The organism is Sphingomonas citricola (assembly GCF_019429535.1).
Classification (GTDB): Bacteria; Pseudomonadota; Alphaproteobacteria; order Sphingomonadales; family Sphingomonadaceae; genus Sphingomonas; species Sphingomonas citricola.
This window is the reverse complement of the sequence record NZ_JAHXZM010000002.1, coordinates 537,183-555,761: the sequence shown is the minus strand read 5'-3', so window position 1 is coordinate 555,761 and position 18,579 is coordinate 537,183. Positions and strand designations below refer to the sequence as shown.

Sequence of the window (18,579 nt, the reverse complement as noted above, 5' to 3'; positions counted from 1 at the left end):
GAGCAGCCGACAACGGCCCTCGCGGTCCTTCAAGCATCCAGCAATGTTCAAGCTTGCCCGGCGTGGAGTCGCCTCCGGTCGGACGACGGCGCCTATACGCATGGGGGGCCGAAGCGTCAATGCCGCGACCGCGACCCGCGCCTTAACCCCGCGACAACCCCCGCCGTGGCATCGCCCCCGGGGTGGACGCTCTCAGCCTTATACCCGCGCCGGTAGCGCGGCGACATCGGCAGGTTCGGCGACAGGCCGGGCTGATCGCGCTCGTCGTCGCGCTCGCCGGCACGCTGACGCCGATCGCGTGGGCTCTGCTGCCGCTGGCCGCGGCGCAGGCGTGGCGGGTGCGGGCGGAACGGGCAGCGGTGCTGGCGAGCGTGATATGGGTAGTGGTCGGAGTCGCGATCATCGATCCGCGCGCGGTGACCGCCTATTCGCCCATGTTGACCGGGCCGTGGGTCACGTTGCTGACGGCGGCGATGGCGACGTTGGCCGCCTGGGCGATATCGCAGCGGCGCGAGGGTGGCGCGTTGCTCCGCGCCGCCGCACTACTCGCCATCGCGGCATCGCCTTGGTCGCCGTTGCCCGCACTGCTGATCGCGCTCGGCTGCCGGCTTGCCGCGCCGGTAAGAGCGTATCCAAGCGCTGCGAACGACAATCACGCGGGGAGCCGCGCGCTCGTCACCCCAGCATCGATGCCCTACCCGCCGCGCCGGGTCGTCGGCGTGGCAGCGTGCGACTAAATTGCCACGTGCACCCGCGGGGGAGCGGTGCGGGCGGGCGGCATGTCGGCTAGATGATCGGTGACGGGCGCGAAAGTCGTCATGCTCTCGCGCGGATCAAGCGGCAGATCGCTGCGCGTCAGTCCTTCTTCGGATCATGTCCCCAGTTCATCAGCGAATAGCGCCAGTCCGAATCCTCGCTGTCCTTCGACGGCCCGCCCTGCGCCAGATGCCGGTGGACGTAGCCCGTCACCTTTTTCATGTGCTTGTAGTCGTCGTCGGTCAGGTCGGCCTTCTTCTTGCGCTTGATCTCGACGATCCGCTTGCCCGCCTTGTGCCCGACGCTCTCGCCTGCGCCATCGCCGTCGTCACCCTTCCAGCCGACGCGCTTGCTGTCGTCGCTGTCGAGGAATTTCTCGAGCGCGGCCGGGGCCATGTTCACTGCATCGTTGAACTCCTCGTAGATCTTCTGCTGCTCGTCGGACGTGTCGGCCACGGTGATTTCTCCTTACGCGCGGCCAACGCCGCGGCTGCGCGTGCGGTTTCGCCGCCGCGCGTGGATTGTGCGCCGCGGGTCGCTCGCCTAGCGCGGCGCACATGCTCTCGTTCAAACCCATGCTCGCGGGCGCACATCTCGGCGACCGGATGATCGCTGCGGGCGGCGCGCTGGTCGGGATCGCGCTCACCGCCGCGCTGTGTACCGCGCTCCTGCCGCACGGACCCGCGCTGCTGCTCGTCGCACCGATGGGCGCGTCGGCCGTGCTCGTCTTCGCCGTCCCCGCGAGCCCGCTCGCGCAGCCCTGGCCCGTGATCGGCGGCAACATGCTTTCCGCGCTGGTCGGGATTGCCGTCGCGCGGGTCGTGCCGCAGCCGGCGATCGCCGCCGGCGTCGCGGTCGGGGCTTCGATCGCGGTGATGTCGCTCACGCGCTCGCTCCATCCGCCGGGCGGCGCGGCTTCATTGCTGGCGGTACTGGGCTGGAGCGCGGTTCAGGCGCAGGGATGGGCCTTCGCATTCGTGCCCGTCGCCGCCAACGCGGTCGTCCTTGCCGCGACCGGAGTGCTGTTCCACCGCCTGTCGGGACACAGCTATCCGCACCGTGCGGTGCCCGCCGCGGGGCACACGCCCGCGACAACAGGCGTGCCCCATCCCGAGGACATCGACCGCGCGCTCGAGGATCTGGGCGAGACCTTCGACGTGTCGCGCGACGATCTCGATCTGCTGTTCCGCACCGTCGCCGCGCACGCCGCCCGGCGCGGCTAGTCGCGCAGGCGCTCGGCGAGGAACGCGATCAGCGCCTCGACCCGCGCGGGGCGCAGCGCGCTCGGCGGGGTGAGCAGATGGAGCGCGACGCCGGGCGGGGTCCAGTCGGCGAGGATCGGCACCACCTTGCCCGAGGTCAGCGCCTCGCCCAGGATGAACGCCGGCAACCGCGCGATCCCGAGCCCGGCGACGAGTGCGGGCACCAGCGCATCGCCCGAATTCGCCGACAGCGGCCCTTCCGCCTTGACCGACACCTCCGCCCCGCCCGGCCCGCGGAAACGCCACGGCCCCGTCAGGTTGGTGTAACCGAGCAGCCGATGCTCGCCCAATTGCGCGGGATGGGTCGGCGTTCCATGCTGGGCGAGATACGCCGGTGCGGCGACCAGATGCGCCGCCACCGTGCACAACCGCCGCGCGCGCAACGATGAATCGGGCAGGTCGGCGATCCTGAGCGCCACGTCGAACCCTTCCGCGACGATGTCGACGCGCGCATCGGACAGATGAAGCTCGATCTCGATACCCGGATGCGCCGCCAGAAACTCCGCCACCAGCGGCGCGACGTTCGAGATGCCGAACGACATCGGTGCCGCCATCCGCACCCGCCCGACCGGCGCCGAGGCCGCATCGCGCGCCAATTCCTCCGCGCCCTGCGCCTCCGCCACCATCCGCGCCGCGCGCTCTGCGAGCGAGCGCCCCACCTCGGTCAGCGCGAGCCGGCGCGAGGTGCGGTGAAACAGCGATTGCCCCAGATGCGCCTCCAGCCGCGACACCGCCTTCGACACCGTCGCCTTGCTCAGCCCGATCGCGTCGGCCGCGCCGCTGAACGAGCGATGTTCCGCCACCGCGGCGAAGATCGCCCATGCTTCCAGATCAGGTAGTCGCATGCCCCCTCGCTAGCTCGTGAAACGATGCGTTTCAATCGTTTCCATTTTCGCGCACCACTCACTCGCTTATCTCTGTGGCAACAACGGAGGCTATCATGACCGACACCGCAGTCGCGACCCGTATTGCCCAGAATGCCCGCATTGAGCGCCGCCCCTTCGCCTCGCTCGGCCATGCCGACCACGGCTGGCTCGACGCGCGGCATCATTTTTCCTTCGCCAATTACTACGACCCCGACCGGATGAGCTGGGGCGCGATCCGCGTCTGGAACGACGACACGATCGCGCCGAACAGCGGTTTCCCGCCGCACCCGCACCGCGACATGGAGATCATCACCTATGTCCGCTCGGGCGCGATCACGCACAAGGACTCGATGGGCAACACCGGCCGCACTGCTGCTGGCGACGTGCAGGTGATGAGCGCGGGCTCAGGCGTCCGTCACGCCGAATATAATCTTGAGAGCGAACCCACGACGCTGTTTCAGATCTGGATCGAGCCGACCCGCACCGGCGGCAGCCCGTCCTGGGGTGCGAAGCCCTTCCCCAAGGGTGAGCGCTCGGGCCGCTTCGTGACGCTCGCCAGCGGGTTCGCCGACGACGGCGACGCGCTGCCGATCCGCGCCGAGGCGCGCGTGCTCGCAGCGACCGTGAAAGCAGGCGAGCAGATCAGCCACGAGGTCGGCGCCGGGCGCCACGCTTACCTCGTCCCTGCCACCGGCGCGGTCGAGATCGACGGCGAGCGCTACGAAGCGCGCGATGGCATCGCGCTGACCGGCGGACAGACGGTGACGATCACCGCGCTCGCCGACGCCGAGCTGGTGCTCGTCGACTCGCTCTGATCGCACGCAGCGACTGAACCGAACCGCCGCCCCGGCATTCTCGCCGGGACGGTTTCAACCAACCTGCATCAAGGAACGCCCGATGACCAAAGTCCTCGTTCTCTATTATTCCTCCTACGGCCATATCGAGCAGATGGCCGCCGCGGTCGCTGAAGGCGCGCGCGCCGGCGGGGCCGAGGTCGACATCCGCCGCGTCGCCGAAACCGCGCCCGCCGAGGTGGTGAAGGCCGCGCATTTCAAGACCGACACTGCGCACCCAGAGATCGAGGGCCCCGACGCGCTCGCCAACTACGACGCAATCGTCGTCGGCGCCCCCACCCGCTACGGCCGGATGCCTGCGCAGATGGCGGCATTCTGGGACACCACCGGCGGCCTCTGGATGAAGGGTGCGCTGGTCGGCAAGGTCGGCGGCGCGTTCACCTCGACCGCCAGCCAGCACGGCGGGCAGGAGACGACCCTGTTCTCGATCCTGACCAACCTGCTCCACCACGGCATGACGATCGTCGGGCTCGACTACGGCTTCAAGGGCCAGATGGGCGTCAGCGACGTGCTGGGCGGGACGCCCTACGGCGCATCGACGATCGCCGACGGCGACGGCAGCCGCCAGCCGCACGAACAGGAACTGGCCGGCGCCCGCTACCAGGGCAAGCGCATCGCCGAACTGGCAGCCAAGCTCAAGTAATCGCGGGGAGGAGCGGCACGGCCCGCTCCTCCTGCGCCGTTCGCCGCCGTACCATTCGAGCAAACATCAGCGCCGCCGCTTCCTCTTGGGGTCCACCCATGCGGGCAGCGCGAGATACACCGGTGGCGGTGTGACGTTCGCGACCTCCACGGCGGTGTCGACGCCCGGCGACGCGGGAAAGCGCCGCCGGGCGGTCGCGAACAGCGATCGCGCGCGCGCCGCGCCCAGCGAGGTCGCGCTCGTGCCGACCCAGCGCCAGTGCCACGGCTCCCATTTCACCCCCTGGGCATTGCTGACCGGGAACGACATCTCGAATCCGAACCGCGGTGCATTCTCGCGCAGCCAGCGGAACGCGGGGGTCGCCGCCACGCACGCCTCGGCGTCGGGGCAGCCGTTCTCGCGCGGCCGAAACGCGAAGTCGAGCGCGTAGCCGGTCGCGTGCTCGCTGTGTCCCGGCGGCGCGACCGATACCGCGCGCGTATCCGAACTGGCACCCGGTTCGCGGCAGAAGACGCCGCTCTGCCGTCCCTGCGAGCGGTGGCACGACAGCGCGAGCACGCGACCGCCGATCGCGGGGCTCGCCGCCGCGGTCGCCAGCAGCCGTTCGAGATCGGGAAGCACCTCGCGTCTCAGCGTACAGCCGTTCACCGCCATGCCGCCCGGCACCGGCACCAGTTCTGCCGGCGGCGCATCGCCGTAGGGGAGATGCCCCAGCACGCGCCCGTCCGCCTCGACCGGCGGCGGCGCGCCGGTACATACCTCGGCGCTTGCCGGCAGTGCGATCAGCATCGCCGATGCTGCCAGCACTAGCCGCCGGGCCCGCGTAGTGGCAGAGCGCGTGCCATGCTTGGCGAACGCGTATTGTTTCTGGACGGTGAGGCGCTGGTGATCGACAAGCCCGCCGGGCTTCCCGTCGATCGCCCGCGCGACGGCGCGATCAGCCTGGAAAATCACTTGAACTCCCTAACCTTCGGCTTCCAGCGCTGGCCGCAGGCCGTGCACCGGCTCGACCGCGACACCAGCGGTTGCCTGCTCCTGTCGCGCAACCCCAAGGCGCACGCGCGGTTCCAGCAGGCGTTCGAGGCCGGGACGGTGGAAAAACGCTACGTCGCGATTCTCGACGGCGTGCCCGAGGGGGAAAGTGGCGTGATCGACCTGCCGCTCGCCAAGGTGTCGACGGTCGAGCGCGGCTGGTGGATGACGGCCGACGCCAAGGGAAAGTCGGCGCGCACCGCCTGGACATTGCTCGGCACCCACGACGGTCGCGCACTGGTCGAGTTCCGACCCGAAACCGGGCGTACGCATCAGATCCGCGTCCACGCGCTCGAGGGGCTGGGGCTTCCCGTGACCGGGGACCCGACCTACGGCACCGCGCACAAGGGCGGCACGATGCTCCACGCCGCCAAGCTCACCGTTCCGCGCGGGACGAAGGAGCCGATCGTCGCCGAGGCGCCGTGGCCGGAGCGGTTCCGCGCGCTGGGCTTCGATGGTTGAGATACCCGAGGACGCGCTGGACGAGCGTTTCCTCGCCGCCACCGGCCCCGGCGGACAGAACGTCAACAAGGTCGCGACCGCGTGCCAGTTGCGCGTCGACGTGTTCCGCCTCGGCCTGTCGCCCGAAACCTATCGCCGGCTGAAGCTGCTCGCGGGCAGCCGCCTGACCGCCTCGGGTACGCTGGTGCTCGTCGCGCGGCGGTTCCGCACGCAGGAGGCGAACCGCCAGGATGCGCGGGCCCGCCTAGCCGATCTGCTCGCGGAAGCGGAGAAGCGCGAGGCGCGCCGCGTGAAAACCAAGCCCACCCGCGCCGCGAAAGCACGCCGCGTCGACGAGAAAAAGGGCCGCAGCGTGGTCAAGGCCGGCCGCGGCAAGGTCCGGCTCGACTGACGCGTCTCAGCGGAGCGTCGGCCGCGCACTCTCGGGCAGACGCGCCCGCAAATCGTCGGGCAGGCGCGCGAGCAGGTGCGTGCGGATCGCGTGCCACCACGCCGACAGGCACAAGAGCGCCGTTCCGATCACCAGCGCGGTCAGCGCGACGTTGAGCTTGATCGCGCCATAGGATCGGAACAGTTGCGCGAGCGCGACGAGGACATAGGCGAGCGCCGACACCAGCAAAGCCCGCCGGTCGACAGCGAGCGCGACCAACGCGAACACCAGATACACCGCGATCACCCCGATTGCGGCCGCGACGCCGACCGTCCCACCGGTCGTCACGCCCATCCAGTAGAACAACGGATGCGCGATCAAGGGCGCGGCGACCAGATGCAGCCAGAAGGCGATGTCGGCACGCTGCGTCGTGCGTGTGCGGTCGGACATGTCCCAGCGCATCGCATAGGCGAACACACCGATCCCGCACACCAGCGCGACACCCGCGATCAGCCCCGCATCGGCCGTGGGCGCATTGCGTACCGCGCCGACCAGCGCGAGGACGAGCAGCACCAGCGCGCCGACCGCCGCCGCGACGGTTATCGCGACGCGGAACCGCCGCCAGTGCGCCAGCGCGGCGAGCCCGGCCCCGATCGCCGCCGCCACCATGATCCCCGCCACCTGTCGCTGCGAGAAATTGCCGTCACCCATGATCTTCGCGGCCAACAGCGCCGTCGCGCTGCCGCACGCGGTGACGAAAGTCAGCAGCAGGATGATCGAGGGAAGCGCCATGCGGCGGCGGCGCGTGAACACCTCCGCCATGATCCACGAGGCGATCGCGACGAGCACCCCCGCCGCGATCCCGCCGACGAGTGTGCCGCCGACCGCCCCCGCGGCGAAGACGACCAGCACGCACGCGATCGAGACGAAGATGTCGTTGAACCCGGTAATGAGCCGGAACTGCTCCTCGTCGACCATCGAGGTCGCGCGCAGTCCCGCCACATGATCGCGCAGCGCCGCGGCGGCGGCCGGGCTGATCGCGCCGGCGTCCACCGCCGATTGTAGTTCACCGTCGCTGTACATGCTGCACCCCCGACGCGCAGCCTAGCCGCCGTCCCGCGCCGGTCAATCGGTTCCGCGATGCGTCGCTTGGGCGACACACTGGCGCTAGGGGTCGCGTCGTCCTACCTGCGCCGCCATGTACCATTTCGACATCGCGGCCGGCTCTAAGGCCGAGCTTTATCACGATCTGTACGCGGCACTCGACGCACTGACCGCGGACGAGCCCGACGCCATCGCCAACATGGCGAATGCCGCAGCGCTGATCGGGCAGTATCTGCCCGACCTGAACTGGTCCGGCTTCTACCGCATGGTCGGCGACGGGCTGGTCCTTGGCCCGTTTCAGGGCAAGGCGGCGTGCATCCGCATCGCGGTCGGTACGGGCGTCTGCGGTACGGCGGCGGCGACGCGGCAGACGCAGCGCGTCGACGACGTGCACGCTTTTCCGGGGCATATTGCATGCGACGCCGCCAGCGCATCCGAGCTGGTCGTGCCGATCGTCCACGAGGACCGGCTGATCGGCGTGCTCGATCTCGACAGCCCCTCGCCCGGCCGGTTCGACGAAGACGACGCGGCGGGATGCGAGCGGCTGATGGCATTGCTCGCGCCGCGGATCGCGGCCGTCACCGGCTGACGATTGCACGCGGCACCCCGACGGCGGCTGCTCCACTTCGGGACGGTCGTTGCAGTGGCGGCACGACAGGCGTCTTGGTAAGCAACCGGTAAACGCGATGCGCGTTCGAGCGCGCAGCACCTTACTGGGGAATGAACGGCCATGCGCATGCTGATGATCGCCGCCACTGCCGCCACGGTCCTCGCCGCACCCGCCGAGGCAGGTCCGCGCGGCGGCTTGGCACCCGCCCATCCCGGCGGTTGGAACGGCCCACGGCCGGGCGGATGGAACGCTCCGCGCCCCGGCGGATGGAACGCTCCGCGCCCCGGCGGATGGAACGGACCGCGCCCAGGCGGCTGGAATGGTCCACGCCCCGGCGGGTGGAACGGCCCGCGTCCGATCGGCGGCAACGCATGCCTCGGCGGTTGCCGTCCGCGCTGGGGCGGGCACATCAACAACCGCTGGTGGGGCGGCATGCGCGCGCCCGGCGGCTGGGGCGCCTATCGTCGTCCGGTGCGCGGCTACGTGCTGCCGGGATATTGGGTGTCGCCCAACTGGTACATCAGCGACTGGTCGACCTACGGCCTCTACGCGCCGCCCGCGGGTTACAGCTGGTCGCGCTATTACGACGATGCGGTGCTCGTCGACGGGCGCGGGTCGGTCTACGACAGCGTCGGCGGGATCGGCTGGGATCAGTATGACGGCGACGGCGTCGACTACACGTACCGCGACGACGGCGGCTATGGCGCGAGTTACGGCGCGCCCTACGCGACGCGCGACCGCGACAACGGTGTGGGCGGCGCGGTGATCGGCGGTGTCGCGGGCGGTGTCGCCGGCAACGTCATCGCCGGGCGTGGCAATCGTCTGCTCGGGACCGTGGTCGGTGCGGGCGCAGGCGCGCTGGTCGGTCGCGAGATCGACCGCAACGACTCCGCCGGTCGCGTTCCCGTCGCCCCGCCGGTCGGGCCCGGACCCGGCCCGTATGGCGCGCCTTATCCCGCGCCGGGTGCGCGCGGTGGCGCGTATCCGCCCGCGGGCGCGCCGGGTGTCGCCTATCAGGAGGGTCGCTACGGCGGCGACTATGCCGGGACGACCTATTCGGGCGTGACCTATTACGGCACCGATGGCGCGGGTTACGCGCCGCCACGCGGCTACGTGCCGGGTCCGCAGATCGCCTATCCCGCACCGTCGGTCGTCGCGGGCAACGGCACCGTCGTGACGACGTCGAGCACCGCGGGCTCGCCGGGTTACTACGCCAACGGCTGGTATTATCCCGGCACGACCGTGACCACGGTGACCGTCAGCGGCGGCGCGGGCGCGAACGTGGTCGAGGAAGAAGTGTACGAGGACGCCTCCTACGGCCATGCCAAGGGCTATCGATACAAGGGCAAGTGCCGCTGCTGAGCAGCACGGCCGCGAGCATCACGAGCGCCGCCTCGCCGACCACCGGCGGGGCGGCGTTTTTCTTTGCAGTACGTCAGCGACAACGAGCGAGCACGGGCTGGCCTGCCCTCGCCGACACGTCGCGCGGCGCAGGCACGTCGACCGCGGCCCCCACCCCGACGTCGCTGCCTCTTACGCTCAGCCGCGATCGCGCCCCGCGAACGTCACCAGACTTTCCGCGCCATCGGCGCCGACCGCGCTGACCCCGACGAAATTGTCGTCGACCGGCACGTTCCTGAGCAGGGTCGTCGTTGCCCCCGTCACCGTCTGCGCGTCGCTCCAGTCCTGCCGGTCGTTGGCGCGCCACCGCACGCGGTAGGATTGCGCGCCCGGCACCGGGTCCCACTTCACCGTCGTGTCACGCGTCAGCGCACCCGCGACCGACACGGTCGCTGGAGCCGCGGGCGCCGCCGCCAGCCGCGCGATCGTCGCGACGTTGATCGCGGTGACCTTCGCCAGATAGTCGAAGTCCATGCCATCGACCGTGTCGGCGAAGACGCGTCCGTTCTCGGTCCGTACGTCCTGATGCTGGCGATCCCAATTCTCCGCCCCCACCGAGAAGCGGACCGCGGGGAAACCGAGCTTTAGGAACGGTTCGTGATCCCCGCCGCGCCCGAATCGGTCGGGCCGCCGGTCGAGCACCACGTCGAACTTCCCCGGCAGCGCGTCCGCCACGCCGTCGATCGCCTTGGCGAGCGCGCGGCTCGGCCCGTCGTCCTCGCCGCCGATCGCACGGCGTTCCTGATCCTCGGCGAGCGATTCGCTCGAGCGGATCCCCTCGGAGAAGACGCGGACGCGATTGGCGTCGACCACCCCGCCCTGCCCGAGCGAGTTGCCGACGATATCGTTGTTGAGCATCGCGTCGACCTGCCACCCGCGGGCCTTGGCGGTGTCGGCGAGCAGCGTCGCGCCCCACAGCCCCTGCTCCTCACCCGAGAAGACCGCGTAGACGATCGTCGCGCGGAACTTCTGCTTCGACAGGATGCGCGCCGCCTCCAGCACCAACGCGACGCCCGAGGCGTCGTCGTTCGCGCCGGGCGCATCGCTGGTCACGTTCATGACATCGGTGACGCGCGAATCGATGTGTGCGCCGACGATGACGTAGCGGCCGGGCTCGGTCCCCGCCTGCATGCCGAGCACGTCCTCGATCACCACGCCTTGTGGCGCGCGAGGCCCGGTGAAGCGGCGCGACAGCCGCTCGGTCGTAATGCATCCGCCGCAGGCCTGCGACAGCGACGCGAACTGCGCCGCGGTCCAGGTACGTGCCGCGCCGATCCCGCGCACCGGATCGCTCGCCGACGACAGAGAATGGCGCGTGCCGAACGAGACGAGCTTCTCGACGCTGGCGCGCATCCGCTCCTTCGACGGCATCTCCCGGAGCGCGGGCGTCGCCGGTGCAAGCTTGCGCGGCGCGGCGGCGGCGGGATGCACGAGGATGAGCGGCGCGGCGGCGCACAGGCTGGCGAGCAGTGGCTTGCGGTTCATGGTCGCCGGTTGTGGCCGCGAACGCCCCCTCGCTCAAGCCCCCGCTCGAGGCTTGGCCAACGGCTGCGCCGCGTTCAGCTGAGCCGGTCGATCGCCTCGCGGTCGAGCCCGCCCGGCACGATCATCAGCGGCACGGTCAGGCTGCCCGCGCACTCGGCAAAATGCCCGACGAGTTCGCCCGGCGCCCCACTCGCCGCCGCGCCCAGTACCAGCGCCGCGATCTGCGGGTTGGCCGCGATCAGTTCGCGGATCACCTTGGGGCCATCGCCGCCGCGCACGGTGAGCGACGGGCGCAGTCCCGATTCCTCCAGCAGCGTTCCCGCCGCGCGCTGCACCAGCCCCTCGGCATGGCGGCGCTGGTCGTCCTCGATCGTCGCCTGCACGCCGCCGAACGCGATGAACTCCTGCGGCGGGATCAGCGCGAGGATCTCGACCCCCCCGCCCGTCTTGACCGCCCGGCGGGCAGCGAAGCGCAGCGCGATTTGCGCCTCGGGCGTGTCGTCGATGACGGTCAGGTAGATGCGCATGGAGCGGGGCCTTTCTCTCCTACCAAGCTAATAGGCTTTACGACCCGCGCCAAGCGACCTGCATCACGCCGCGGGCTTGACGCTACGGTGTCTGGGGGCGAGAGACGCGCGCATCCCCAGGAAAGCATTCGCGCAAAGGTTTGCCATGCCGATCGAGATCAAGATGCCTGCCCTTTCCCCGACGATGGAGGAAGGCACGCTCGCCAAATGGCTGGTGAAGGAAGGCGATACGGTGAAGTCCGGCGACATCATGGCCGAGATCGAGACCGACAAGGCGACGATGGAGTTCGAGGCGGTCGACGAGGGCACGATCGCGAAGATCACCGTGCCCGAGGGGACCGACGGCGTGAAGGTCGGCGCGGTGATCGCGCTCTTGAACGGCGACGGCGAGGAAGCGGGCGAGTCGACGCCCGAGCCCGCCGCGAAGGAAAGCGAACCGCGCCCCTCTCCCGAGGACCCCAACAAGACCGGGAGCGAGGCGAAGCCCGCGCCCGAGAATGTCGAGGATCACGGCAAGCCCGCCGACACTGAAGCCGCTCGCAGCGACGCCGCGGCGCCCGCACCCACCGCGCAGCACGACGGCGACCGCGTGAAGGCGAGCCCGCTCGCGCGACGCATCGCCGCCGACAAGGGGCTCGACCTGTCGCAACTGACCGGCAGCGGTCCGAACGGCCGCATCGTCAAGGCCGATGTCGAGCAGGCGAAGCCCGGCGCGGCTCTCGCGCCCAAGGCCGAAGCAGCGCAAGCTGCCGCCGCGCCCGCTTCCGCCGCGCCTTCGCCGGCACCCGCCGCGGCGGCAGCGCAGCTCCCCGATGTGCCGCACGAGACGACCAAGCTCAGCAACATGCGCAAGACGATCGCGCGCCGCCTGACCGAGTCGAAGCAGCAGGTGCCGCACATCTACCTGACGGTCGACGTGCGCCTCGACAAGCTGCTGGCACTGCGCGGCGACCTCAACGCCAGCCTGTCGGCGCGCGGGGTCAAGCTGTCGGTCAACGACCTGATGATCAAGGCGCTCGCCGCAGCATTGATCCAGGTGCCCAAGTGCAACGTGATGTTCACGCCGAACGAGCTCGTGTCGTTCAAGCGCGCCGACATCTCGGTCGCCGTCTCGACGCCCGAGGGGTTGATCACCCCCGTCATCACCGAGGCCGACACCGCCTCGCTGTCGAGCATCTCGACCCGGATGAAGGACCTGGCCGCCCGCGCGCGCGACAAGAAGCTCAAGCCCGAGGAGTTCACCGGCGGCACCGCATCGATCAGCAACATGGGCATGTTCGGAATCAAGCAGTTCGAGGCGGTGATCAATCCGCCGCAGGGCATGATCCTGGCGGTCGGCGCGGGCGAGAAGCGTCCGTGGGTGATGGAGGACGGCACACTCGGCGTCGCGACGATCATGTCGGCGACGGGCAGCTTCGACCACCGCGCGATCGACGGTGCGGACGGCGCGGAGCTGATGCAGGCGTTCAAGACGCTGGTCGAGAACCCGCTGGGCATGCTCGCCTGAGCAGCTGCGATGTCGCGCCGTCACGCCACTCCGCTCGAGCTCGACCCGGTCATCCGCGAGGTTGCCTGGGGTCTGCTCGGGCTGGGGTTCACCGCGCTCGTCTTCTGGGGCGCGGCGTGGAGCTATCCGCAGGGGTATGACACGATCTGGCTCGTCGGCGCGGGCACGATGCTGGCGATGGGCGTGTTGAGTGCGCGCGAAGTATGGAGGGTGCGCGGTGAGTGACGAGACCTCCGTGGCGGGGCCGACGTTCCGCGATCCGGCGATGCGCGTCACCGCGATGCCCGCGGACACCAACGCCTACGGCGACATCTTCGGCGGATGGCTGATGAGCCTGATGGACTCGGCTGCCGGGCTCGTCGCCGCGCGCCGGGCGAAGGGGCGCGCGGTCACGATCGCGATGGAGGGGATGAAGTTCCATGCCCCCGTCCACGTCGGCGACGAGGTCAGCGTGTTCGCCGACGTCGTCAAAGTCGGGCGCACCTCGCTGACGATCGCGGTCGAGGCGCACGCGCGCGACCGCCACCGCGAAACCACGCGCAAGGTGACCGAGGCGCATTTCACCTTCGTCGCGATCGACCGCGACCGCCGTCCGCGCCCCGTGGACGCCTGATCTCGCGCCGCACGCACCTATATCGGATCAAACGGCATCGCTCGCACGGGCGGTGCGAGCGAACAGGGCGACAAGCCCGGGAGTTGACGTAAATGGCTGACCAATACGACCTCATCGTACTCGGCTCGGGTCCGGGCGGTTACGTGTCCGCGATCCGCGCGAGCCAGTTGGGCATGAAGGTTGCGATCGTCGAGCGCGAGCGGCTGGGCGGCATCTGCCTCAACTGGGGCTGCATCCCGACCAAGGCGCTGCTGCGCACGTCGGAGGTCTATCACTACATGACCCACGCCGCCGACTACGGGTTGAAGGCGGACAATATCGGGTTCGACCTCGGCAAAATCGTCGATCGCAGCCGCAAGGTCGCGGGACAGCTGAACGCGGGCGTCAAGGGCCTGATGAAGAAGCACAAGATCGCCGTCCACGAGGGCGTCGGCAAGCTGACCGGAAAAGGCAAACTGACGGTCACGCAGGGCGACAAGACGACCGAGCTGACCGCGACGCACATCATGATCGCCACCGGCGCGCGCGCGCGCGACCTGCCGTTCGCCAAGGCCGACGGCAAGCGCATCTGGACCTACCGTCACGCGATGGTGCCCGAGGTCATGCCGACCAAGCTGCTGGTCATCGGGTCGGGCGCGATCGGGATCGAGTTCGCCAGCTTCTACAACGACATGGGCGCCGACGTGACCGTGGTCGAGATGCTGCCGCGCATCCTCCCCGTAGAGGACGAGGAGGTCAGCGCCTTCATGGAGAAGCGGCTGACCAAGGAAGGCATCCGCATCGTGACGGGCGCGGGCGTCGAGAAGATCGACACGTCGGCCAGCGGCGTCAAGGCGACGATCAAGGGGAAGGACGGCAAGTCGACCGCGGAGGATTACAGCCACGTCATCGTCGCGATCGGCATCGTCCCCAACACCGAGAACATCGGGCTCGAGGAACTCGGCGTCGCGACCGAGCGCGGCCAGATCAAGGTCGATGGCTACGGCCGCACCAACGTCGAGGGCGTCTACGCGATCGGCGACGTGACCGGCGCACCGTGGCTCGCGCACAAGGCGAGCCACGAGGGCATCGTCTGTGTCGAGGCGATCGCGGGCGAGAAGCCGCACCCGTTCGAGACGTGGAACATCCCCGGCTGCACCTATTCGCGCCCGCAGGTCGCGAGCGTGGGGCTGACCGAGGCGAAGGCAAAGGAAGCCGGCCACGACGTGAAGGTCGGCAAGTTCCCCTTCATCGGCAACGGCAAGGCGATCGCGCTCGGCGAGGCCGACGGCTTCGTTAAGACGGTGTTCGATGCGAAGACCGGCGAGCTGCTCGGCGCGCACATGGTCGGCGCGGAGGTGACCGAGCTGATCCAAGGCTATGTCATCGCACGCCAGCTCGAGACCACCGAGGCCGAGCTGCAGGAAACGGTGTTCGCGCACCCGACGCTCAGCGAGATGATGCACGAGAGCGTCCTCGCCGCCTACGATCGGCCGATCCACATCTGACTCTGGGGCGCACCTGCCGCAACGCGGGTGCGCGTCCTTGCGTCTGGTCGAGTGGTACTGGACGCTGCAGCACGCAGCGATGATGATCCGGCGTGATGTCGTCCGTTCCCGCCCCCCGACTGTCCAGAACGCCGTTGATCGTCGCAGGCATGCTCGCCGCCGCGACGCTTTTGGTGTTCGCGCCCGGCTACGCGCAATATGACACGGTTGCGCAGTTCAACCAGGTACTGTCGGGCCAGATCGACGACTGGCACCCGCCCGTCATGGTGTGGATGTGGGCATGGCTGCACCCCCTCGCCGCCGGCGCCGCGCCGATGTTCACCACGCAGGTGTTGCTCTACTGGACCGGGCTCGGCCTGATCGCCGCCGCGCTGCATGGCAATCTGCGACGTGCAGGCGTGCTCGCGCTCGGCGCGTCGCCCTTGTTCCTCGGCTGGCAGGTTGTCGTGCTCAAGGACGCGCAGATGATCGCGGCCGCCGTCGCTGCCTTCGCGATCGTCGCCGCCTTTCAGCTACGCGGCCGCCCGGTACCGCTGCTCGCTGCGGCGATCGCGGTGCCGCTGTTCCTTTACGCGCTGCTGCTGCGTGCGAACGCCGTCTTCGCGCTCGCGCCGCTGATCGCAGCGCTGCTACCGACCGGCGGCATTGTCCGGCGCGCAGCGGTTGCGATTGCGGTCATCGCCGCTGTGCTCGCCACGTCGGGCGCGGTCAATCATCGCCTGCTCGGCGCATCGGCGAGCGGGGTCGAGAAGACGCAGCCGCTGTTCGATCTCGCCGGCATCGCCGCACGCAGCGATGCGGCAGCGTCGACCGGACTGTCGCCCGACGCAGTCGCGCAGCTTCGCGAGCGTCACTGCCTATCGCCGTTCTTCTGGGATCCGCTCGGCGAGCCGGCTCGCTGCGCCGGCGTGATGGCGCCGCTCCGCGCGCTTCCGGGCGGACGATTGTACGTCCGGCTGGCCGGCGCGGTGCTGCACCACCCGATCGCTTATGCAGAGCAGCGCCTGTCGCACTGGAACATGACCGAGCGCTGGCTGGTGCCCGCCGGGCTGACCGGCACCGCGCCACCGGCCGGCAACGAGCCGAACGATCTCGGTCTCATGTCCCCCGGCCACCTCGCAGCGCAGTGGCAGCGCGTCGCGGCGGTGGTCGCCGAGACGCCGCTTGGCTGGCCGATCGCATGGCTCGCCGCCGCCGTGGTGCTAGTCGCGACGATTGCCGCCGCGCCCGAGGTCGTGGCTGATGATCGGACACGGCGACGCCTCGCACTCGGGCTGCTCGCCTCGGCGATCGCGCTTGAGGCAAGCTTCCTTGTCGTGTCGATCGCGTCCGATCTGCGCTACCATCTCTGGCCGATGCTCGCGACCGGCCTCGCCGCTTTAGTCGCGCCGCGGATCGAGAACAGCCGGCGGGCCGTAGCAATAGCGGGCGTCACGGCCCTCATCATCGTCCTGCCGGGCGTGTTTGCGCGCGCGATGTTGGCTCATGCGCCGGCAAGCTATCAGGCGATGCTGGCGTGGGATGCCGGGGCGCTTGCGCTGCTGCGCGATTGATCCGTTTCGCGTTCACGCCGCGTCACCTTTTTGGCCAACGCACGTTGTGCCGCACATGCAACGACCACAGCGCGCCGCGTGAACCGTCTCAGCCCCGACGCGGACGACGCGCGCTTCATCCGCCGCGTGCTGTGGCTGATCGCCATCATCTCGGTCATCGCCGCGCTGTATCTCGCCCGGCATCTGCTGATCCTCGCGTTCGGGTCGATGCTGATCGCGATCGTCATTCACGCGATCGCCGAACTGTACGAAACGCACCTGCACATGCGAAAAAAGGTGGCGCTGGGGTTCGGCGTCGCCTCGGTGCTCGGCTTCCTCGGGTTGCTTGGCTGGCTGTTCGGGGTCGAGTTCCGGCAGCAGGTCAACACGCTTGTCGTCTCGCTGCCGGGGCTGCTGCAGAAGCTGCAGGACTATATGTCGCAGTCGCCCGTCGGCGCGAAGGTCGCCGATGCCGCGCGCGCCGCCTTCGCGGGCAGCCGCGTCGCGCAGGACATCGGCAGCCTCGCGCGCGGGGCGGGCGAATTGCTGCTGAACGCGGTGCTGGTGCTGTTCGGCGCGATCTTCTTCGCGGTCGACCCCAAGATATACGAGCGCGGCGCGCTGCTGCTTGTGCCCCCGACCAAGCGGGCCGCGGCCGAGGATGCGCTCGGCGACGTCGGCTCGACGCTGCTGCTGTGGCTGCGCGCACAATTGATTCAGATGACCGCGATGGGCGCGATGGTCGGCATCGGCCTGTGGATCGCGGGCGTACCCTCGCCCGCCCTGCTCGGGCTGCTGACCGGGATCAGCGAATTCATTCCCTATGTCGGGCCGCTCGGGGCGATGCTGCCTGCACTCGGTCTCGCCGCGACCGCGGGCACCGATCAATTGCTGTGGGCGCTCGCCGTGTTCGCGATCGTCCGCGTGGTGCAGACCAATTTCGTTACCCCCTTCGTCACCAACCGCGTGATCTCGATCCCGCCCGCGCTCAGCCTGTTCGCGATCATCGGGACTGGCGCGGTGTTCGGCCTGTTCGGCCTGTTCTTCTCGGGCGGTATCCTCGTCGTCGCCTTCACGCTGACGCGCAGCCTCTACCTGCGTGAGATGCTGGGTGAGGACATCCCCACGACGCGCGAGCGACGGCTGTTCACCGCGATGGGCAAACCGCGTTTCGCGAGCCCGCGTGAAAAAGATGAGTGAACGAGCGCGCTTAAGTGGGAATTAACCTTTTGCGTTCAGAACCCGGATAGTTAATTTATCTGGCAGACTCGCGAGCGAACAGGGCAGCCGCAGGTCGGGAAACCGGGGAATAGCAGATGCGCGTACTCTTGATCGAAGACGAGCCGACCACTGCCAAGGCAATCGAACTGATGCTGTCGACCGAGGGCTTCAACGTCTACTCGACCGATCTCGGCGAGGAGGGCTTGGACCTCGGCAAGCTGTACGATTACGACATCATCCTGCTCGACCTCAACCTGCCCGACATGCACGGCTACGACGTGCTGAAGAAGCTGCGGGTGGCGCGCGTGTCGACCCCGGTGCTGATCCTGTCGGGCGTCAACGAGATGGACTCGAAGGTGCGCTCGTTCGGCTTCGGCGCCGACGATTACGTCACCAAGCCGTTCCACCGCGAGGAACTGATCGCGCGCATTCACGCCGTCGTCCGCCGCTCGAAGGGCCATTCGCAGTCGGTGATCAAGACCGGCAAGCTCGCGGTCAATCTCGACGCGAAGACGGTCGAGGTCGACGGCGCGCGGGTGCACCTGACCGGCAAGGAGTATGCGATGCTGGAGCTGCTCTCGCTGCGCAAGGGCACGACGCTGACCAAGGAAATGTTCCTCAACCACCTGTACGGCGGGATGGACGAACCCGAACTCAAGATCATCGACGTATTCATCTGCAAGCTGCGCAAGAAGCTCAGCATGGCGTGCGACGGCGAGAATTATATCGAGACCGTGTGGGGCCGCGGCTACGTGCTGCGCGAGCCCGACGAGGTGCTGGCGGCCGAGGTCGCCTGACGAACCAGTTTGTTCCGGCGTTTTCGGACACGAAGGCCGCGGCACCGGGG

The 18,579-nt window shown here is 69.2% G+C and carries 21 protein-coding genes; 15 read left to right on the top strand and 6 right to left on the bottom strand.

Annotation, left to right across the window (positions count from 1 at the left end; translation table 11 throughout):
* Positions 1 to 182: 182 nt before the first annotated feature.
* Positions 183 to 737, top strand: a complete 555-nt coding sequence (locus KZ810_RS06630) for a hypothetical protein (RefSeq protein WP_219768192.1) — start codon at positions 183 to 185, stop codon at positions 735 to 737.
* A gap of 118 nt (positions 738 to 855) precedes the next feature.
* On the opposite strand, the gene KZ810_RS06625 is transcribed toward KZ810_RS06630, so the two are convergent.
* Positions 856 to 1,212, bottom strand: coding sequence for a DUF3140 domain-containing protein (locus tag KZ810_RS06625; protein WP_219768191.1), 357 nt, complete (start codon positions 1,210 to 1,212; stop codon positions 856 to 858).
* 101 nt (positions 1,213 to 1,313) lie between these two features.
* On the opposite strand from KZ810_RS06625, the gene KZ810_RS06620 reads away from it, so the two are divergent.
* Positions 1,314 to 1,979, top strand: a complete 666-nt coding sequence (locus tag KZ810_RS06620) for an HPP family protein (RefSeq protein ID WP_219768190.1) — start codon at positions 1,314 to 1,316, stop codon at positions 1,977 to 1,979.
* Here the strand turns inward: KZ810_RS06620 and KZ810_RS06615 are convergent.
* The gene (locus tag KZ810_RS06615) at positions 1,976 to 2,863 is read right to left on the bottom strand and encodes a LysR family transcriptional regulator (RefSeq protein ID WP_219768189.1); all 888 of its coding nucleotides are present in this window, start codon (positions 2,861 to 2,863) and stop codon (positions 1,976 to 1,978) included. The two genes, KZ810_RS06620 and KZ810_RS06615, sit on opposite strands and share 4 nt — an antisense overlap.
* A 95-nt stretch (positions 2,864 to 2,958) precedes the next feature.
* Here KZ810_RS06615 and KZ810_RS06610 point away from each other — a divergent pair, with 95 nt between their 5' ends.
* Together KZ810_RS06610 and wrbA are read left to right on the top strand one after the other, a co-directional pair.
* Positions 2,959 to 3,699 carry a pirin family protein gene (locus KZ810_RS06610; RefSeq protein WP_219768188.1) on the top strand — a complete coding sequence of 247 codons (741 nt, stop codon included), beginning with the start codon at positions 2,959 to 2,961 and terminating at the stop codon, positions 3,697 to 3,699.
* A gap of 82 nt (positions 3,700 to 3,781) precedes the next feature.
* Positions 3,782 to 4,381, top strand: a complete 600-nt coding sequence (wrbA, locus tag KZ810_RS06605) for an NAD(P)H:quinone oxidoreductase (protein ID WP_219768187.1) — start codon at positions 3,782 to 3,784, stop codon at positions 4,379 to 4,381.
* A gap of 66 nt (positions 4,382 to 4,447) precedes the next feature.
* Here wrbA and KZ810_RS06600 read toward each other — a convergent pair whose 3' ends face one another.
* Positions 4,448 to 5,170 (bottom strand): M15 family metallopeptidase, encoded by a 723-nt coding sequence (locus KZ810_RS06600; RefSeq protein ID WP_219768186.1) that lies wholly within the window; start codon positions 5,168 to 5,170, stop codon positions 4,448 to 4,450.
* Positions 5,171 to 5,224: 54 nt separating this feature from the next.
* Here KZ810_RS06600 and KZ810_RS06595 point away from each other — a divergent pair, with 54 nt between their 5' ends.
* Positions 5,225 to 5,875, top strand: a complete 651-nt coding sequence (locus tag KZ810_RS06595) for an RluA family pseudouridine synthase (RefSeq protein ID WP_219768185.1) — start codon at positions 5,225 to 5,227, stop codon at positions 5,873 to 5,875.
* Positions 5,868 to 6,266: an alternative ribosome rescue aminoacyl-tRNA hydrolase ArfB gene (arfB, locus tag KZ810_RS06590; RefSeq protein ID WP_219768184.1), complete on the top strand. Its 399-nt coding sequence runs from the start codon at positions 5,868 to 5,870 to the stop codon at positions 6,264 to 6,266. The genes KZ810_RS06595 and arfB overlap by 8 nt, the downstream gene beginning before the upstream one ends.
* Positions 6,267 to 6,272: 6 nt before the next feature.
* On the opposite strand, the gene KZ810_RS06585 is transcribed toward arfB, so the two are convergent.
* The gene (locus KZ810_RS06585; RefSeq protein WP_219768183.1) at positions 6,273 to 7,328 is read right to left on the bottom strand and encodes a hypothetical protein; all 1,056 of its coding nucleotides are present in this window, start codon (positions 7,326 to 7,328) and stop codon (positions 6,273 to 6,275) included.
* 115 nt (positions 7,329 to 7,443) lie between these two features.
* On the opposite strand from KZ810_RS06585, the gene msrC reads away from it, so the two are divergent.
* Positions 7,444 to 7,938 carry a free L-methionine (R)-S-oxide reductase MsrC gene (msrC, locus tag KZ810_RS06580; RefSeq protein WP_258044506.1) on the top strand — a complete coding sequence of 165 codons (495 nt, stop codon included), beginning with the start codon at positions 7,444 to 7,446 and terminating at the stop codon, positions 7,936 to 7,938.
* 141 nt (positions 7,939 to 8,079) lie between these two features.
* A complete protein-coding gene (locus KZ810_RS06575; protein ID WP_258044505.1) occupies positions 8,080 to 9,321 on the top strand; it encodes an RcnB family protein in 1,242 nt (413 codons plus the stop codon).
* Between the two features lie 177 nt (positions 9,322 to 9,498).
* On the opposite strand, the gene KZ810_RS06570 is transcribed toward KZ810_RS06575, so the two are convergent.
* Both KZ810_RS06570 and KZ810_RS06565 read right to left on the bottom strand, forming a co-directional pair.
* On the bottom strand, positions 9,499 to 10,845 hold the full coding sequence (locus tag KZ810_RS06570) for a M20/M25/M40 family metallo-hydrolase (RefSeq protein ID WP_219768182.1): 1,347 nt from the start codon (positions 10,843 to 10,845) through the stop codon (positions 9,499 to 9,501).
* 74 nt (positions 10,846 to 10,919) lie between these two features.
* Complete coding sequence (locus tag KZ810_RS06565) at positions 10,920 to 11,372, bottom strand: universal stress protein (protein WP_219768181.1); 453 nt, start codon at positions 11,370 to 11,372, stop codon at positions 10,920 to 10,922.
* 145 nt (positions 11,373 to 11,517) lie between these two features.
* On the opposite strand from KZ810_RS06565, the gene KZ810_RS06560 reads away from it, so the two are divergent.
* The 7 genes from KZ810_RS06560 (at position 11,518) to ctrA (ending at position 18,529) form a co-directional block, all read left to right on the top strand.
* Entirely contained in the window at positions 11,518 to 12,879 is a 1,362-nt protein-coding gene (locus tag KZ810_RS06560) for a pyruvate dehydrogenase complex dihydrolipoamide acetyltransferase (RefSeq protein WP_219768180.1), read from the top strand.
* A 9-nt stretch (positions 12,880 to 12,888) separates the two neighbouring features.
* Positions 12,889 to 13,104 carry a hypothetical protein gene (locus KZ810_RS06555; protein WP_219768179.1) on the top strand — a complete coding sequence of 72 codons (216 nt, stop codon included), beginning with the start codon at positions 12,889 to 12,891 and terminating at the stop codon, positions 13,102 to 13,104.
* Between the two features lie 40 nt (positions 13,105 to 13,144).
* The gene (locus KZ810_RS06550; RefSeq protein ID WP_219768395.1) at positions 13,145 to 13,492 is read left to right on the top strand and encodes an acyl-CoA thioesterase; all 348 of its coding nucleotides are present in this window, start codon (positions 13,145 to 13,147) and stop codon (positions 13,490 to 13,492) included.
* Positions 13,493 to 13,584: 92 nt separating this feature from the next.
* Entirely contained in the window at positions 13,585 to 14,979 is a 1,395-nt protein-coding gene (lpdA, locus tag KZ810_RS06545; protein ID WP_219768178.1) for a dihydrolipoyl dehydrogenase, read from the top strand.
* 95 nt (positions 14,980 to 15,074) lie between these two features.
* A complete protein-coding gene (locus KZ810_RS06540) occupies positions 15,075 to 16,532 on the top strand; it encodes a hypothetical protein (RefSeq protein WP_219768177.1) in 1,458 nt (485 codons plus the stop codon).
* A 78-nt stretch (positions 16,533 to 16,610) separates the two neighbouring features.
* On the top strand, positions 16,611 to 17,711 hold the full coding sequence (locus KZ810_RS06535) for an AI-2E family transporter (protein WP_219768176.1): 1,101 nt from the start codon (positions 16,611 to 16,613) through the stop codon (positions 17,709 to 17,711).
* 116 nt (positions 17,712 to 17,827) lie between these two features.
* Entirely contained in the window at positions 17,828 to 18,529 is a 702-nt protein-coding gene (gene ctrA / locus KZ810_RS06530) for a response regulator transcription factor CtrA (RefSeq protein ID WP_219768175.1), read from the top strand.
* Positions 18,530 to 18,579 lie beyond the last annotated feature (50 nt).

What these genes read in the sequence shown, in the direction of transcription:
- ctrA (WP_219768175.1), top strand. Translation starts at nt 17,828, where the DNA reads ATGCGCGTACTCTTGATCGAAGACGAGCCGACCACTGCCAAGGCAATC.
- KZ810_RS06570 (WP_219768182.1), bottom strand. Translation starts at nt 10,845, where the DNA reads ATGAACCGCAAGCCACTGCTCGCCAGCCTGTGCGCCGCCGCGCCGCTC.
- KZ810_RS06555 (WP_219768179.1), top strand. Translation starts at nt 12,889, where the DNA reads ATGTCGCGCCGTCACGCCACTCCGCTCGAGCTCGACCCGGTCATCCGC.
- KZ810_RS06620 (WP_219768190.1), top strand. Translation starts at nt 1,314, where the DNA reads ATGCTCTCGTTCAAACCCATGCTCGCGGGCGCACATCTCGGCGACCGG.
- KZ810_RS06585 (WP_219768183.1), bottom strand. Translation starts at nt 7,328, where the DNA reads ATGTACAGCGACGGTGAACTACAATCGGCGGTGGACGCCGGCGCGATC.
- KZ810_RS06615 (WP_219768189.1), bottom strand. Translation starts at nt 2,863, where the DNA reads ATGCGACTACCTGATCTGGAAGCATGGGCGATCTTCGCCGCGGTGGCG.
- KZ810_RS06610 (WP_219768188.1), top strand. Translation starts at nt 2,959, where the DNA reads ATGACCGACACCGCAGTCGCGACCCGTATTGCCCAGAATGCCCGCATT.
- KZ810_RS06540 (WP_219768177.1), top strand. Translation starts at nt 15,075, where the DNA reads ATGTCGTCCGTTCCCGCCCCCCGACTGTCCAGAACGCCGTTGATCGTC.
- KZ810_RS06565 (WP_219768181.1), bottom strand. Translation starts at nt 11,372, where the DNA reads ATGCGCATCTACCTGACCGTCATCGACGACACGCCCGAGGCGCAAATC.
- msrC (WP_258044506.1), top strand. Translation starts at nt 7,444, where the DNA reads ATGTACCATTTCGACATCGCGGCCGGCTCTAAGGCCGAGCTTTATCAC.
- lpdA (WP_219768178.1), top strand. Translation starts at nt 13,585, where the DNA reads ATGGCTGACCAATACGACCTCATCGTACTCGGCTCGGGTCCGGGCGGT.
- KZ810_RS06560 (WP_219768180.1), top strand. Translation starts at nt 11,518, where the DNA reads ATGCCGATCGAGATCAAGATGCCTGCCCTTTCCCCGACGATGGAGGAA.
- KZ810_RS06550 (WP_219768395.1), top strand. Translation starts at nt 13,145, where the DNA reads ATGCGCGTCACCGCGATGCCCGCGGACACCAACGCCTACGGCGACATC.
- arfB (WP_219768184.1), top strand. Translation starts at nt 5,868, where the DNA reads ATGGTTGAGATACCCGAGGACGCGCTGGACGAGCGTTTCCTCGCCGCC.
- KZ810_RS06575 (WP_258044505.1), top strand. Translation starts at nt 8,080, where the DNA reads ATGCGCATGCTGATGATCGCCGCCACTGCCGCCACGGTCCTCGCCGCA.
- wrbA (WP_219768187.1), top strand. Translation starts at nt 3,782, where the DNA reads ATGACCAAAGTCCTCGTTCTCTATTATTCCTCCTACGGCCATATCGAG.
- KZ810_RS06595 (WP_219768185.1), top strand. Translation starts at nt 5,225, where the DNA reads ATGCTTGGCGAACGCGTATTGTTTCTGGACGGTGAGGCGCTGGTGATC.
- KZ810_RS06600 (WP_219768186.1), bottom strand. Translation starts at nt 5,170, where the DNA reads ATGCTGATCGCACTGCCGGCAAGCGCCGAGGTATGTACCGGCGCGCCG.